This is a genomic window from Pseudomonas entomophila (assembly GCF_018417595.1).
GTDB classification, from domain to species: domain Bacteria; phylum Pseudomonadota; class Gammaproteobacteria; order Pseudomonadales; family Pseudomonadaceae; genus Aquipseudomonas; species Aquipseudomonas entomophila_C.
In genome coordinates this window covers 3,730,959-3,746,262 of record NZ_CP070982.1, presented here as the reverse complement: position 1 = coordinate 3,746,262, position 15,304 = coordinate 3,730,959, and the positions used below count along the sequence as shown (strand labels likewise).

Annotated in this window: 6 protein-coding genes; 1 reads left to right on the top strand and 5 read right to left on the bottom strand. The window is 60.2% G+C overall.

Annotated elements, in window-relative coordinates; all coding sequences use genetic code 11:
- Position 1 precedes the first annotated feature (1 nt).
- A complete protein-coding gene (locus JYG34_RS16210) occupies positions 2-1,609 on the bottom strand; it encodes a carboxyl transferase domain-containing protein (protein WP_213657409.1) in 1,608 nt (535 codons plus the stop codon).
- A 19-nt stretch (positions 1,610-1,628) separates the two neighbouring features.
- Positions 1,629-2,792, bottom strand: coding sequence for an isovaleryl-CoA dehydrogenase (locus JYG34_RS16205; protein ID WP_213657408.1), 1,164 nt, complete (start codon positions 2,790-2,792; stop codon positions 1,629-1,631).
- A 280-nt stretch (positions 2,793-3,072) separates the two neighbouring features.
- On the opposite strand from JYG34_RS16205, the gene JYG34_RS16200 reads away from it, so the two are divergent.
- The gene (locus JYG34_RS16200) at positions 3,073-4,743 is read left to right on the top strand and encodes an AMP-binding protein (RefSeq protein ID WP_213657407.1); all 1,671 of its coding nucleotides are present in this window, start codon (positions 3,073-3,075) and stop codon (positions 4,741-4,743) included.
- 52 nt (positions 4,744-4,795) lie between these two features.
- On the opposite strand, the gene JYG34_RS16195 is transcribed toward JYG34_RS16200, so the two are convergent.
- The 3 genes from JYG34_RS16195 to JYG34_RS16185 form a co-directional block, all read right to left on the bottom strand.
- A complete protein-coding gene (locus JYG34_RS16195; protein ID WP_213657406.1) occupies positions 4,796-4,999 on the bottom strand; it encodes a hypothetical protein in 204 nt (67 codons plus the stop codon).
- 218 nt (positions 5,000-5,217) lie between these two features.
- Positions 5,218-14,685, bottom strand: a complete 9,468-nt coding sequence (locus tag JYG34_RS16190) for a neuraminidase-like domain-containing protein (protein ID WP_213657405.1) — start codon at positions 14,683-14,685, stop codon at positions 5,218-5,220.
- A gap of 130 nt (positions 14,686-14,815) precedes the next feature.
- Positions 14,816-15,082 (bottom strand): acyl carrier protein, encoded by a 267-nt coding sequence (locus JYG34_RS16185; RefSeq protein ID WP_213657404.1) that lies wholly within the window; start codon positions 15,080-15,082, stop codon positions 14,816-14,818.
- Positions 15,083-15,304: the final 222 nt, after the last annotated feature.

Sequence of the window (15,304 nt, the reverse complement as noted above, 5' to 3'; positions counted from 1 at the left end):
GTCACATCCGGAAAATGCCGAAGCGGCTCTGTTCGATCGGGGCGTTCAGCGCGGCGGACAGCGCCAGGCCGAGCACGTCGCGGGTCTGCGCCGGGTCGATGACACCGTCATCCCACAGCCGGGCGCTGGAGTAGTAGGGGTGGCCCTGGCGCTCGTACTGGTCGAGGATCGGCTGCTTGAGCTTCTTCTCGTCGTCCGCGCTGAACACCTCGCCACTGCGCTCGCTTTGTTCGCGCTTGACCTGGGCCAGTACCCCGGCCGCCTGTTCGGCGCCCATCACACCGATGCGCGCATTGGGCCACATCCACAGGAAACGCGGGTCGTAGGCGCGGCCGCACATGCCATAGTTGCCGGCGCCGAAGCTGCCGCCGATGATCACCGTGAACTTCGGCACCTGGGCGCAGGCCACGGCGGTCACCAGCTTGGCGCCGTGCTTGGCGATGCCGCCTTCCTCGTACTTCTTGCCAACCATGAAGCCGGTGATGTTCTGCAGGAACAGCAGCGGGATGCCGCGCTGGCAGGCCAGTTCGATGAAGTGCGCGCCTTTTTGCGCGGCCTCGGCGAAGAGGATGCCATTGTTGGCCAGGATCGCCACCGGGTAGCCGTGCAGGTGGGCGAAGCCGCACACCAGGGTGGTGCCGAACAGCGCCTTGAACTCATCGAACACCGAACCGTCGACCAGGCGCGCGATCACCTCGCGCACGTCGAACGGCTGCTTGGCGTCGGCCGGCACCACGCCGTACAGCTCCTCGGCGTTGTAAAGCGGCGCGATGGGGGCCTGGCACTGCAGCTTGCCCTGCTTGTGCCAGTTGAGGTTGGCCACGCTGCGCCGGGCGATGGCCAGGGCGTGCTCGTCGTTGTCGGCATAATGGTCGGCCACGCCGCTGGTGCGGCAGTGCACATCGGCGCCGCCAAGGTCCTCGGCGCTGACCACCTCGCCGGTCGCAGCCTTAACCAGAGGCGGGCCGGCCAGGAAGATGGTCGCCTGCTGGCGCACCATGATCGCCTCGTCGGCCATGGCCGGCACATAGGCGCCGCCCGCCGTGCACGAGCCCATCACCACGGCGATCTGCGGGATGCCCAGGGCGCTCATGTTGGCCTGGTTGAAGAAGATCCGCCCGAAGTGCTCGCGGTCCGGGAACACCTCGTCCTGGCGTGGCAGGTTGGCGCCACCGGAGTCCACCAGGTAGATGCATGGCAGGCGGTTCTGCAGGGCGATGGTCTGGGCGCGCAGGTGCTTCTTCACCGTCAGCGGGTAATAAGAACCGCCTTTGACCGTGGCGTCGTTGGCCACGATCATGCATTCCACGCCTTCGACGCGGCCGATGCCGGCGATCACACCCGCAGCCGGCACGTCCTCGCCATACACTTCATGGGCGGCCAGCTGGCCGATCTCGAGAAACGCCGAGCCCGGGTCGAGCAGGCGGTCGATACGCTCGCGGGGCAGCAGCTTGCCGCGCGAGGTGTGGCGCTGCTGAGCCTTCGGCCCACCGCCCTGAGCGATATGGGCGAGCAGGCCGCGCAGGTGGTCGACCTGTTCGAGCATGGCCGCGCTGTTGCTGGCGAACTCCGCCGAGCGCGGGTTGATCTGGGTATGCAGGGTAGCCATGGACGCCCGTTCCTTATGCTCAGCGGGTTTCGTTGAACAGTTCGCGGCCGATCAGCATCCGGCGGATCTCGCTGGTGCCGGCGCCGATCTCGTACAGCTTGGCGTCGCGCAGCAGGCGGCCAGCCGGGAATTCATTGATGTAGCCGTTGCCGCCAAGAATCTGGATCGCCTCCAGGGCCATCTGCGTGGCGCGCTCGGCGGTGTACAGGATCACCCCGGCGGCGTCCTTGCGGGTGGTCTCGGCACGGTCGCAGGCCTGGGCCACGGCGTACAGGTAGGCGCGGCTGGCGTTGAGCTGGGTGTACATGTCGGCGATCTTGCCCTGGATCAGCTGGAATTCGCCGATGCTCTGGCCGAACTGCTTGCGGTCATGGATGTACGGGACGACCAGGTCCATGCAGCTCTGCATGATGCCGGTGGGGCCGCCGGCGAGCACCACACGCTCGTAGTCCAGGCCGCTCATCAGCACGCGCACGCCGCCGTTGAGCTGGCCGAGGATGTTTTCCTCCGGCACTTCGACGTCATCGAAGAACAGCTCGCAGGTGTTGGAGCCGCGCATGCCCAGCTTGTCGAACTTGTTGCTGCGGGTGAAGCCTTTCCAGTCGCGCTCGACGATGAACGCGGTGATGCCGTGGGGGCCCTTGTCCAGGTCGGTCTTGGCGTAGATCACGTAGGTGTTGGCGTCGGGGCCGTTGGTGATCCAGGTCTTGCTGCCGTTGAGCACATAGCGGTCGCCGCGCTTTTCGGCGCGCAGCTTCATCGATACCACGTCGGAGCCGGCGTTGGGCTCGCTCATGGCCAGGGCGCCGATGTGCTCGCCGCTGATCAGCTTGGGCAGGTACTTGAGCTTCTGCTCGTGGGTGCCGTTGCGGTTGATCTGGTTGACGCACAGGTTGGAGTGGGCGCCGTACGACAGGGCCACCGAGGCCGAGGCGCGGCTGATCTCTTCCATCGACACCACGTGGGCCAGGTAGCCCAGGCCGGCGCCGCCGTATTCTTCAGGAACGGTGATGCCCAGCAGGCCCATGTCGCCGAACTTGCGCCACATGTCGGCGGGGAACAGGTTGTCGTGGTCGATCTGCGCGGCGCGTGGCGCCAGTTCGGCGGCGGCGAAGGTGCGCACCTGGTCGCGGAGCATGTCGATGGTTTCGCCCAAGGCGAAGTTCAGGCTGGGGTAATGCATGGGGGGCACCTTCTTGTTCTTGAAGTTCGAGGTACTGCACCGACCCTGTGGGAGCGGGCTTGCCCGCGATGCCCGTCAGAACGGCCAGCGATGTTGTCTGGTCCGGCCTCATCGCGGGCAAGCCCGCTCCCACAGGGTCGGTGCTTATGGTTGACGTTAACGTAAACCTGCCTTCCGAGCGTGTCAATCAGTACATCACCTTTACGTAAACGTAAATCTGCGCCAGAGTAATCGCCGCCTGCTTCAGTCATGCCCAGAACAACCACAAGAAGGGATTACCATGCCTCAACCAAGCTACACGCGCGGCCGCCAGGACCAACCTCTGCTCACCCGGACCATTGGCCAGGCCTTCGATGCCACTGTCGCCCGCCATGGCGAGCGCGAGGCGCTGGTGGTGCGCCACCAGCGCCTGCGCTACAGCTGGCGCGAGCTGGCCGCCGAGGTCGATGTGCATGCCCGGGCCTTGATGGCGCTGGGCGTGGAGGTGGGCGAGCGGGTCGGCATCTGGGCGCCCAACTGCGCCCAGTGGTGCATCCTGCAACTGGCCACGGCCAAGGTCGGCGCGATCCTGGTCAACATCAACCCGGCCTATCGGGTGGGTGAGTTGGAATATGTGCTGCGCCAGTCCGGCTGCCGCTGGCTGGTATGCGCCGATGCCTTCAAGACCTCCAACTACCACGCGATGGTGCAGGAACTGGTGCCTGAACTGGCGAGCCATGCCCTGGGCGAACTGGCCAGCGAACATCTGCCGGAGCTGCGCGGCGTGATCAGCCTGGCCGCCGAACCGCCGGCGGGCTTCCTGCCCTGGGGCGCGCTGGCCGGCCGGGCAGGGGAGGTGGAACCCGCCGCCTGCGAGGCCCGCCAGCAAGGCCTGCAATTCGACCAGCCGGTAAACATCCAGTACACCTCCGGCACCACCGGCGCGCCCAAGGGCGCGACCCTGAGCCACTACAACATCCTCAACAACGGCTACCTGGTGGGTGAGAGCCTGGGCCTGACCGAGCATGACCGCATGGTGATCCCGGTGCCGCTGTACCACTGCTTCGGCATGGTCATGGGCAATCTCGGTTGCATCACCCACGGCAGCACCATGGTCTACCCCAACGACGCCTTCGACGCCGAGCTCACCCTGCGCGCCGTGGCCGAGGAGCGCGCCAGCATCCTCTATGGCGTGCCGACCATGTTCATCGCCATGCTCGACCACCCCAGCCGCGCCACGCTGGACCTGTCCACCCTGCGCAGCGGCATCATGGCCGGCGCCACCTGCCCGATCGAGGTGATGCGCAAGGTGATCGACCAGTTGCACATGGCCGAAGTGCAGATTGCCTACGGCATGACCGAGACCAGCCCGGTGTCGCTGCAGACCGGTCCCGACGATGGCCTTGAGCTGCGCGTGACCACCGTGGGCCGCACCCAGCCGCAGTTGGAGACCAAGCTGGTGGATACCGACGGGCGCATCGTTGCCCGTGGCGAAATTGGCGAGCTGTGCACCCGTGGCTACAGCGTGATGCTCGGTTACTGGGACAACCTGCAGGCCACCCACGACGCCATCGACCCGGCCGGCTGGATGCACAGCGGCGACCTGGCGGTGATGGATGACGAGGGTTATGTGCGTATCGTCGGGCGCAACAAGGATATGATCATTCGCGGGGGCGAGAACATCTACCCGCGTGAGCTGGAGGAGTTCTTCCACACCCACCCGGCGGTGGCCGAGGCGCAGGTGGTGGGGATTCCGTGCAGCAAGTATGGCGAGGAGGTGGTGGCGTGGATTCGCCTGCATCCGGGCCACAGAGCCACGGCGGAAGAGCTGCAGCAGTGGTGCAAGGCGCGGCTGGCGCATTTCAAGACGCCGCGGCATTTCCGTTTTGTCGATGAGTTTCCGATGACGGTGACGGGGAAGGTGCAGAAGTTTCGGATGCGGGAAGTGAGTATTGAGGAGTTGGCAGGGTGATGAGGAAACGCCCCTTCTTCAATGGCTGAAAAAGGGGCATACCAGAGCTTAATTACAACAGTGCGACCAAACTGTCGATGTCGGTGAGATTTTCCACGTCTCTGCTGGAGAGCTTTTTGCGAAATAAGGTTTCCACGTGGGAGGGGAGCTCTTTGTCATTAATGATGTCGTTGATAGGGGTGGTGCCTTTGATATTTTCTTTTTTCTTGCCGTACTTGTCGGCGAGTAAGTTTATTAGGTCGTCTTTCTTGGACATGATCGGCTCCTGTTATGGTGATAGGCGTCTGTTTTATAGCAACACGCGGGTCGATTCAGCTACTAGTAAAATTACCAGGTACGGCGTCAATCTGGGGTCGCGGGGAACAAGCCCGGTCCCGTTTCACCGGTTTGAGGCATTCACATTCGATGCACACCAGGCACGACCAGAAGCTGCTGTCCTGGCCCTGCCTGTATCATGCCCTTAGGGAGTGGGTTTCATAGTGGTGTCTTGAGTAACGCAGATGAAATTCCGCTTACCCGTTCCATGGGCACATTGATACTGATCAACTTGCTGAACAGCATGAGCACCTCAGCGCCATCGGCTTCATCGACAAGCATGAACTCTGACGCATCGTCACTGATGCTTTTAATGACACCTTTATAGTTATAGGTTTTGTCTTCCCATCCGAACGGGCTGGCCCGCACGACTTCCACGGTTTTATTCAGATTGGCGGTCACCGTGGCTTTTTTCCTGTCCAGGCTCACCTGGGCGTTTTCATATGCCTTGATGGCTTCAGCGACAGCGGGGGCGTCCGGGGTCTCCCGGCAGGCATCCTGATAGGCTGTTTCCGCCGCATTGGCATCCGCCAGGGCCGATGAGCTGTCGGCAGCCTTGGCGTCCGCGTTCACCGCCTCGACGGCAGCCTTGGCGTCGGCTGAATCGGCGACATGCACGCCCCAGACCAATGCGTACACCTGTGCGCAGCGCAGTGCCTGCCTTGTGCCACTGTCCTGGACCTTGGCGAGCTTGTCGGTCACTTGCTTCAGGGTTTCCTTGGTCTGCGCATAGGTTTTACCGTTTCGTAGGGTTTCAAGCAGGCTACCGAGGGTATTTGAGCCCTGCTTGGGCAGTTTCTCTTTATCGACGTCATCGTCCGTCGCGCGTGGGGTTTCGGTGGTCGCCTGGTCGGTATCACCGGTTTCTTCAGCGCTGTGGTCGGTTTCGGCTTTATCGGCCTTGCGCTTGGCTTCAACCTCGCGTTCGGCCTGGCTGACCGCCTCGTCGGCATTACGCCGGGCTTTCATGGCGCAGGCGACGGCCTTGTTCATAGTGGCAAGCAACACCTGAACGTCTGCGACCGTGCTGGCTTGCGTGAGGCTGGTCGTTGTCTGGTCAACGGTCGCTTGGGCAGTCTCGAGCGTTACGATCGACTGTTTGATCACGGTGGCATGAGCCTGGGCTTCAGGTGCCTTTATCCCCGGCTTGGCAGCCTGCACATTGATGGCCTCACGAAGCGCTCTCAAGGTCTCGAGGGCTGTTGTCACTTGAGGGGAAGCCAACGCCTTCGCGGCGTTCAGTGCCTGAGCGACAACCTCGGCATTACGCGCCTGCAAGGCCTCGACGATCAGCTTGGCTTCGGCGGCCTTGCGTGCCGCTATATCGGCATTATTCTTGGTCGTTTCCAGTACATGGGCGGCTGTTGCCTCGGCCGGGACGATGGCTGCCTTGGCAGCGTCGACTTTCGCTTGCGCGGCCACCACTGCTTCATTGGCCTCCTGCTTTTGGGCAGCGCTGAGTCCTTCTTTAGCCGCCTTGGCCTGGGCGGCTGTCAGTTCAGTTTGCGCGGCAACCAGATTGGCCGTGGCGTTCTCATGGCGGACGGCCAATGACTTGGCCCTGGCCTCGATGGCATTGAGCGACTCGGCAGCGACCCTGGCGTTGGTTTCGGCCTCGTGCAGTGCCTCGAGCGCATTCATCAGTTCTTTGCGGCTGGCGCTTCTGGCCGCGAACTGGCGTTTCGAGGCGGCGGCTCTGGCCTGGTAGGCTGCATCAGCTTCGCGGTTGTCCGTATCAAATGCGGTCAGGCAACGCTTGACGTTCTCACGGAATGCTGGAGTGCCGTCGACGGCGGAGTAGTTCAGTTGCACCGTGATGTCTTCCAGCAACCACTCGCCATCGCGGTACAGCAATGGGTTGTTCCTCGCCCCGCTGGGGAACGACAGCACCCAGGTCGAAATCAGGCCGGTGCCCTCGAAGGGTTGGAAGCGGGACTTGTCCGATGTCAACGGCAGCAAGTCAAGGGTGCGGCTGAACTCATTCACCGACCACACCGCCATGTTCTGCTGCGGGCGCAGGTCGCGCAGGACATTGGCCGCGCTGCCTTCGTTGGCGTTGTACAGGTGTCGGGCGCCTTCGCTGTCGGCGTCGAGCAGCAGCCTATTGCTGGTCTGGATCAGCATCGCCGGCACGGGGTCCGAAGCCGAGGCGCCGTTGAGCTTGAACGACAGCACGATCCGCTCGAGCCTGCGCTGGTAATGGCCGGGGTAGTCCCTGTCGAAGTGCCAGGGCGACAGGTTGAACGCCAGTTCGTCATTCTCCAGGCGCGCGTGCAGGTCGTCGTGGGTCCACTGCATGCAGTCCAGCAGTGACAATTCCTTGCGGATATCCAGGGGACGGTGGTTGTCGCGTATCGCGGCGACGTCCATCAGCATCAGGTCGCGTTCCAGCGCTTCGCCGGCGAGCATCCCCCGCCAGTTGTCGAGCCAGCCGTCAGTCTTGATCCAGGTGGAGTTGAAATCACCCAGTTCATATTGCAGACAGGCTTCGGCCATCAGGCACAAGGACAGCGTCGCGTCGTAGGCGCTGGCGTAGATCTGCGACAGGCGCCCGATCAACCATAGGTTGGTCGGGCGGTTGGCGAAGACCGAAGTCATGATGTCGTATTCGGCGCGGTGGGCGGCTTGCGTCGCCCGGGCTTCATCAGCGGCAATGCTGGCTGCTTTGATACGGATGTCGTGCTCAAGGAGTTGCTTGTCGAGGATTTGCAACTCAAGTGATGCTTGTTTAGCTTCGAATTGCCATTGTTGGGATCGCAGCTCGAATTCCGCTTGCGCGCGAAGTTCGTGCTTGGCTATATCGGCGCCTTCACTCAGTAATTTGAAGGTATAGGCCCCCTGCTCTATGGTTTTGGAAGGCTTTTGGCCGCCAAATGCAAGCCCGAAGATGGTCGGCAAGGCGGCTTCGACGGTATTTGCGCTTAACGCCATGAGCGTCGAAGTAATAAGTGAGATCTGTGAAACGCAGGCCATCGCACGGGAGGCATGCTCAAGATCGGTTATCCCTTCATCATACAAGCCCTGATAGTAGCTCTGGCGGTCTTGTACCATGCGTTTGCTCGCCAGCACGGTCTCGCGCTCGCGCCTGGCCAGTTCAAGCGCCTGTGCTTGCAGACGGCATGGGAAGTCCATCAGTTTGATGATATTGGCCTTGCTGGCCAGGGACAGTTGCAGTACTGCATCTCTTTCATAAAGGCGCAGTTGTGTCTGGCCGAGTTCGATCAGTTGCAGCACGGCCTCACCGGCGAACTTGCGAGCTTCCTCGTAGCGGCAGGGCGGGACCGTTCGGGCGATGGAGCCTGCCTTTCCACGATCCTGGTCGGCGCCGCCATACCCCAGTGCAATCCGATCGAGCGTTTCCGGGTCGAGCATGATCGCGGCGGGCTTGCCATCCAGTGTCAGGCCATGGCGCAGGTTGAACAGGCGGTTGCGCAACAGGTTGCGCAGTTCCACCAGCTTGTTGTTGAGGGGCGGGGTGAAGTCTGCAGTGGTGCTCTCGGCCAACGATCTGGCCTGCACCGGCGCGGTGGAGAGGTTTTCCGGCAGCACGCCGATCAGGCGCAGGGCCTTGTCGTAGCACAGGGCGGCCTCGACCAGGGTGTCCAGGTTGAGCTGGCGGTACAGGTCGTCACCCTGGCGTTGCCAGTTTTCCACCACGAACAGGTGCAAGGCCTTTTTGTAGCGTTCGGGGTCGGCGTAGGCCAGTTCGTCGGGGTCGCTGGTCTTGTCGGTGGCAGCGAAGGCGGGCCTACCGAGGATCGGTTGGGTGAGCCAGAACAGCGGTGGATGGTTGCCGTCGGGCACCCAGGTGCGGTAAGGGTCGAACAGGTGGCGCTTGCTGCTGCGCCAGGCGTCCCCATAGTCTCGGTTCTGGCGTTGCAGCCAGGCGACCAGGAAGGGCACGTGGAAGAACAGTTCCCAGAAGTAGAGGCCATTGGCGCTGTGGAAGTCGACCGTGGTGCCTGCGCTGCCAGGTTTGAGCCGCGGCTCTTTCAGTTTTTGAGCTTCCCATGACAGTGCTCGGTTGACCGAATGAGTGGCGAGTGCGACCAGTTGTTTGCCAAAAAGTGTATTCAAACGAAGGGCGTGTTGTGGCAGGGGTATGTTTGTGCATGTCTCTGCGAAGTCCAGATACAACGCCTGCAGCTCATTACGCCTGATCGGCACGCTCGCGATGGCGTCATCATCTTTTTCCTCAAGTGTGTAAACGTGTGTCGCCGAGCCAAGCGGCTCATCAGTGCTGATGACAGCATCATGAAGTGACAGGCTGAAGGTGTAGTCTTTAATATCTTTATTGATAGGGCATGTAAATGTAAGGGTGCCTTTGCCGTCGGCAATAAGCGCGCCCTCGAATGTCATTTCACGCTGAGGATCAAGGTATAGAAGGATCCTCAGGCCGGCATCTGGATCTTGATGATATAAGCGTATTAGGGAATCCAATATGTCGTCCGCACCTTGAATGCCTGCTCGCTTGAGTGATAGTACTTCCCTTGCTATGAATTCATTTAGCGCGTAGGAGTTATTGTTTATTTTTGCATTTTGGATGGCTTTGGAAATCAATATTCGATCTTTGCTTTGGGTGGGCGCTGTAATGCCCATGATGCGATTATATGAGTTCTTGGAAATGTCTCGAGTTTTTAATAGTAGGTTTTTTATTTGTGTAAACTGCTGAAGGTTTTCATGGGGAAGTCTTTTAAATTTTTCGTGATGAGGGGACGCTTCAAGCCAAGCTTGATCATCACTGTTCAATGTCCAGGTCGGATTGTTTTTATCTGCTTCTATGATGTTTGGCTTTATTTTTAATCTAGCAATGGGGGTGGCGAATTCTGAATGTATGTCAATGTGTTCTGAGATTTCTGGGATGGTTAGGTTGGCGATATGATTTCTATATTCTGATTCTATCGCACCGGTCAAGCCTGAAATCATTGTCGTGTTTGGGATTATCAGTGTGCCTTCATTTATTATGTTTATAGTGGTTTTTTCTTTGTTTTCGTTTTCTAGTGTGATGTGTATGCTGCATTGGCAATATTCTGTTCTTTGTTTTATGAATTTTGCTGAAATATTTAGTTCCAGATAGCTGCCTTCTGAAAGGGTTTTTACTAGTCCGGATTTTAGTTCTTTGACGTATTCATCATCCTCTCTGTCTGGTGTTGTGGAGTTACGGATTTTTTGGAGTTTGTCTATCACTTTTTCGTTGAGGCGGTGTGTGCTTAATAGTGAGTCAATTAGTTTATAACTGAAGGGTTTTTGGTGCAGCTTTTCCGCTTCAAGGTAGGCTGGTGTTGGGTTTGCTTGTATTTCTAGATAGACGCTAAAATCGTTGCTGGTTGTATTTAGATCAACTCTCAGGTCCCAGCCATTGGTGGCCGACTTCCATCGGCCATCCATATTTATCGTGATTTCAATGGCGTTCTTGTGCTCTATTAATGATGCTTCAAGTTTAACTTGGCCTTTGGGTGAGATTGTGTAGTAGTGCTCGAGTTTTTTTGTTTGTGTTGAGGTGTTCCAGTTGTATTCGTCCGAGCTGGAGGGGCTTTTTTTCAAGGTTGTCAATACGCCCACGTAGGGGTGTTGTGCGACTCGGGGATCTCGGAATAAAGTCAGCCATTGCTTGACTAGGTGCGTCTCGATTGGGCGCGCTATCTTATTCTTTGTATCCAGTTCTTTGTTTTCGATTAATAATAAGTCCTTCATGATTATGAAGTAGTCGGTGTTTCGTGCGGGTGTCGTAATTTGACTACTGGTCAAGGAGGCGTCGAACAGTACCGTGGTCAACCACGGTTCATTCAAGCGGTCACCGTGCTTGTTTACCATTGTCATTAGGCCTGGCTTGAATTTTTTTGTTTTCAGAAAACTGTTGCCAGTTACGCTTCCATTTTCTTGTGGTGTTGACGCCTCCCCAACGGCCTTGAACGCCCCATTTTCATCATGCCCATCAAGCTTCAAAAAGTTATTGGGCGGGCTCCATATTCCATCGGTTTGCTGGAAGGCAAAGCAAACCTGCAGAGGGTAATAATCGCTTGCCTTGTTGTCGGGGCCCATGGGAATGGCTGTCGCTCCCCACTCCACCCAGACTGCATAACGACGGCCGTCGATGATCACTGGGCGAATCAGTTCTATTTCCGTGCGTAGATCAGCCGCAAGGAGCTTTTCTTCCGGCGTCCTCTTCGCGTAAAACGCCTTTTCTTTTCGACTTTCCTCCTCAGCTGATTCCGTGCCTTTGATGTACGCCGGCGGTTTGGGTAAAGGCGTCAACGCCAACTCTCCAGTAAAGCCCAGCGTGATCTTCTCCCACTCCCCCCACGCCAGCATGCTCGGCGCGCCATCCTGGTCGCGCCGGGACATGTCCAGCGTGCGCCAGTAATACTCCACCGGCTCGACGTTGGTCTTGCCGATGAAGTGGTAGGTATCGGTCAGCGGCGAGGTGCCATCGGCGTACGCCGAAATCGGTTGGATATTGCTGAGTTTTTCAAAGGTACTCAGGTAGGTTTCCAAGGCTATCTTGACGTCATCGGGCGTGCACTTGCCCTGGGCCAGCAGGTTCTCCAGGTCCTTGAACGCAGTGGTCTTGCGCGTGCGCCGGGTGGGGTCGATGTAGTTCTGCGGCTCGTTGTGCGCGCTCTTGCGCAGCTCCCAGCGCTCGTAGCTGCTGGAGAAGTTCTCCCACTCCTCGCGTTCTTCCTCGCCGATGGTGACGTCGCGGTAGCCATTCTCCAGGTGCGAATGAATCTGGTGCAGGTAGCGCTGCAGGCTGGCGGTGGCCGACAGCGTGCGGGTGGTGAGCGGTTCGTGGGAGACCTGCAGGTCGATCAGCAGGTAGTCGGCCAGGGTCTGCGGGCTGTTGATCCAGTTGGTGGCCGTGCTGCCAGGCACCCAGTGCACCAGCATCCATTGCATCAGCGCGTCGCGCCAGGCCACGCTCAGCTGCGCTTCATGGGCTTTGCGCTGTTTGGTGGAGCGGCCTTGTCGCAGGGCGGTTGCAACCCGAGTAAAGTCAGCGTGATCCTGGGTCAGGGGAAGCTTGCCCAGGTCAAGGAGGGTGTCCAGTGACAGTTGGTGTTTGTCTGCCAGCCCCTGCAAGCGCAGCAGCCGGTCGAGGTCACGCAGGGTCTTGGGGGGCGAGTCGAGGTTCAGGGCCGAGAGCCTGGTGGCGGGGAGCCCCAGCAACGCTTCCAGCCCGGCCCATGTCGCCTTTGCATCAGTGGCGGCGTCTTTGCCATTGGCCTGCTTCAGGTAGGCCAGCACACCTTCTTCCGACTTGCCCTTGGCCAGCCTGGCGAGCAACGCCTTGTAGCGGCCAAGCTGGTAGAGGGTGGTGAAGTCGAGGATCCTTATGACCAGTTGGGGAGGTTCGTCCTCGCATACCTCGTTGATCACGGTCGCGTGATGCGGTGCGTCCAGATTGAACCAGGCGGGCTGGTGGGTGATTTGCTCGAGTGCGCTGGCACTGAGCTTGAACAGCTTGATGAGGTCGCTGTAGCGCTGCAGCATCGTCCAGGTCCAGAGGTCGCTGAGCAGGAGTATGTCCTTTAACGGTAGGTCGGCGTTGAGTTGCTCTTGGACCTGCAGCATTCGCTGATAGAGCGCTTCGGGATCGACTCCCGCCCAGCCCAGCAGGGGTTCCACCCAATGACTGGATTCAAGTTTCAGTGCCTTTTGCAGCGGCTGGCTCAACGCTTTGCAGCAGGCCTCCACCCTCTGCTCTTTGGTCTTTAATGGCGGCGCTTTTTGGGTAGCGCCGGCCGCTTTCTGGCTTGGCGCTGCTGCGCGCTGAGCTACTTCTTCGAGTTGACCAAGGCCAGTCTCGCCTTCTGCTGGGGTATCGCTGATCGTCTTGTCCGGCTCAGGGCTCAACCGTGGGTCGGGCTTGAAGGTGCCCGCCTCGAATGCGATCTCCCAGTCCTTCTGGAACACCGGCTGCTGGTGATTCAACAGCGCGAACACCTGCACGGTCTCCAGGCCTTGGTCTTGCAGCCATTCCAGGGTGTTGATCAGACCCGCGATCACGTCGATGATGTCGGGGGTCTCCAGCGTGCCTCGCAGGCTCGGTTTACCCGCCAATTGCTGAAAGTAGGCGGGCTGTTCCTGCGTGAGCAACGTCAGTATCACCATGCCTTCGGCGATCGGTCTGTCGAACAGGCGCAACAGGGTGACAATCCGATAGCAAGCCGAAATCACTGGCAGCGACCGTGTCGGCTTGTCCAGGCCCTGGGCTTTGCTGACCCACTCGAGTACCACGCGCATTACCTCGCGGTTCACCTTCATCGCCACGGCGAGCTGGTTGAGGGTTTGCGCATCGGCGCCGACTGAGGCCTGGTAGTCGAATGGCTGGTCGTCCAGTTGCAGCGGCTTCTCGTCGGCGTCCTCGTCACTGTTGGCGGGGGTGAACAGCTTGTCGTAGAACGATACCTGCTGGTCGGCAGCATACGGCGCGATAACATCCAGGAAGGCCGCGTACTGCCAGGGGGTGACCCGGTATTTCTGCTGCAGGTGGCGGAACAGGCCGAGGGCGCGCAGCGTGTTGGCGGTCAGCTGGTAGTCGCCGGCCTGGCCTTCGGCGCGCAGCGCGGCCATAACCAGGGCGTCGGCTTCCGCGGCTGTCAGGTCCAGGGCGCGCTGGATGCGCAGGATACGTTGCAGGCGGTCGAGGTGGGCGCTGGTCAGGCCGGTGATGGCCACGGTCTTTTTCGCCGGTTTCCCAGTAGGGGCCTGGGCCGCCTGCTGCAAGGGCGCTGACGGGTTGGCCTGTACCGGCTGTGGCGCGCCCGGCGTCAACTCGGTGAGGTATAGCGGTGTCGCCCCGTTGTTGATGAACGCTGCGCCGAACACCTGGCTCGAAGGCGCAGCGACCGAATGGGTTGTGACAAGGGCGCTGCGTGTCACCGAGGTATTGCCCTCGCCGATGGCATTGACGGCCAGCAGCTTGCGCAGTTCGCGGCGGGTCAGCCCGAGGGCCTTGGTCAGTTTTTGCGTGGTGTTTAGGGTGCCGAGGGGGTTGCCGGCTTCGGTGAGGAAATGCTTTTTGTAGAACGCTGCGTCTTTGCTGCGGGGTTCCAGCAGCAGCGCCCGCAGTTGTGGTGCGAAGCCACTGCTCAGGACCGTTGCCGCGCGCTGGTCGGCAAGGGTGAGGTTGTTGAAGGTGAAGGCCGGGTAGCTGGCGTGGGTGCTGCGCAGCACGTCCCACAGGTGCAGCTGCATGGTGGCCAGGGTGGCCTTGATCGATTCCCAGGCGTGGTGGAAGGGTACGTTGGCCTGGTACAGGCCGTTGGCGACGGCTTTTTGCAGGGTCTGCTGTTCGGGTAGCACCTGCCTGGCGCGGCTTTCCAGCACGTCCAGGACCATGCGGATCTTGGGCAGGACCTTGCGCGTGTTCTTTTCATCGAGCTTCAGGGCCAGCAGGTCGGGGCGCCGCTGTTGCAGGGTGATCGGCGCAGTGACATCGGCGCGTGTTTCGAAGGCGTGGATCATTTCCTTGAGGTGCACCAGATAGGCCCCCCGGCCGTTGTTGGCCATCAGCGCGCCGGGGGTGCAGCGGGTCTGGTCGTCCTTGAACAGCTTCATGTAGGTAGCCGCGTCGGGGCGGTTGGCGGGGCTGTAGTCGTTGTTCTGGGTGGACAGGTCGTTCATCGTGAGGGTCCTTTGCAAGCGAAGGCGGGCAGCGACCTGGCGGTTGCCTCAGGGCGCAAGGTGAGTGGCTCGACGCTACGCCTGAGAAGGGACGCACGCACCTGGCAGAAATGTCAGGTGGTGGGGAGGCTCAGCCCAACGTGGGTGGATGCTCCGCTGCGGGCATGGCGCGATAGACCAGGTCGACCAGCTCGGCGAAGGTGAGGTAGGGGCGCAGGGGCTGGTGGATGAGGATGTCGAAGGCTTCTTCGATCAGCGCTTGCAGCTCGATCATGTCGAAGCTGTCGGCGCCCAGTTCGCCCAGGGAGATGTCCGGGCGGATCTGGTGCAGGCTCTGCTCGAGGAAGTCGCTGATGATCCAGCGCAGGTGGAACGCGATGTAGAGCCGGGATTGCATGCTGGGGCTGCCGTGGGAGGAAAGATGATCTTCTTTAACGCGGCTTTGGGGTGGCGGCTACTGGTAGAAATGCCAGGTGCGGGGATGTGGGGTTTGTGCTTTGGGTTGGCTCACCACGAGGCGGGCGGTGCGTGGTGTGGCTTGTGTGGCCCCTGTAGGAGCGGCTTCAGCCGCGATCACCCGCGAAGCGGGTGCCTCGCATCGCGGTGACGGCATCGCGGC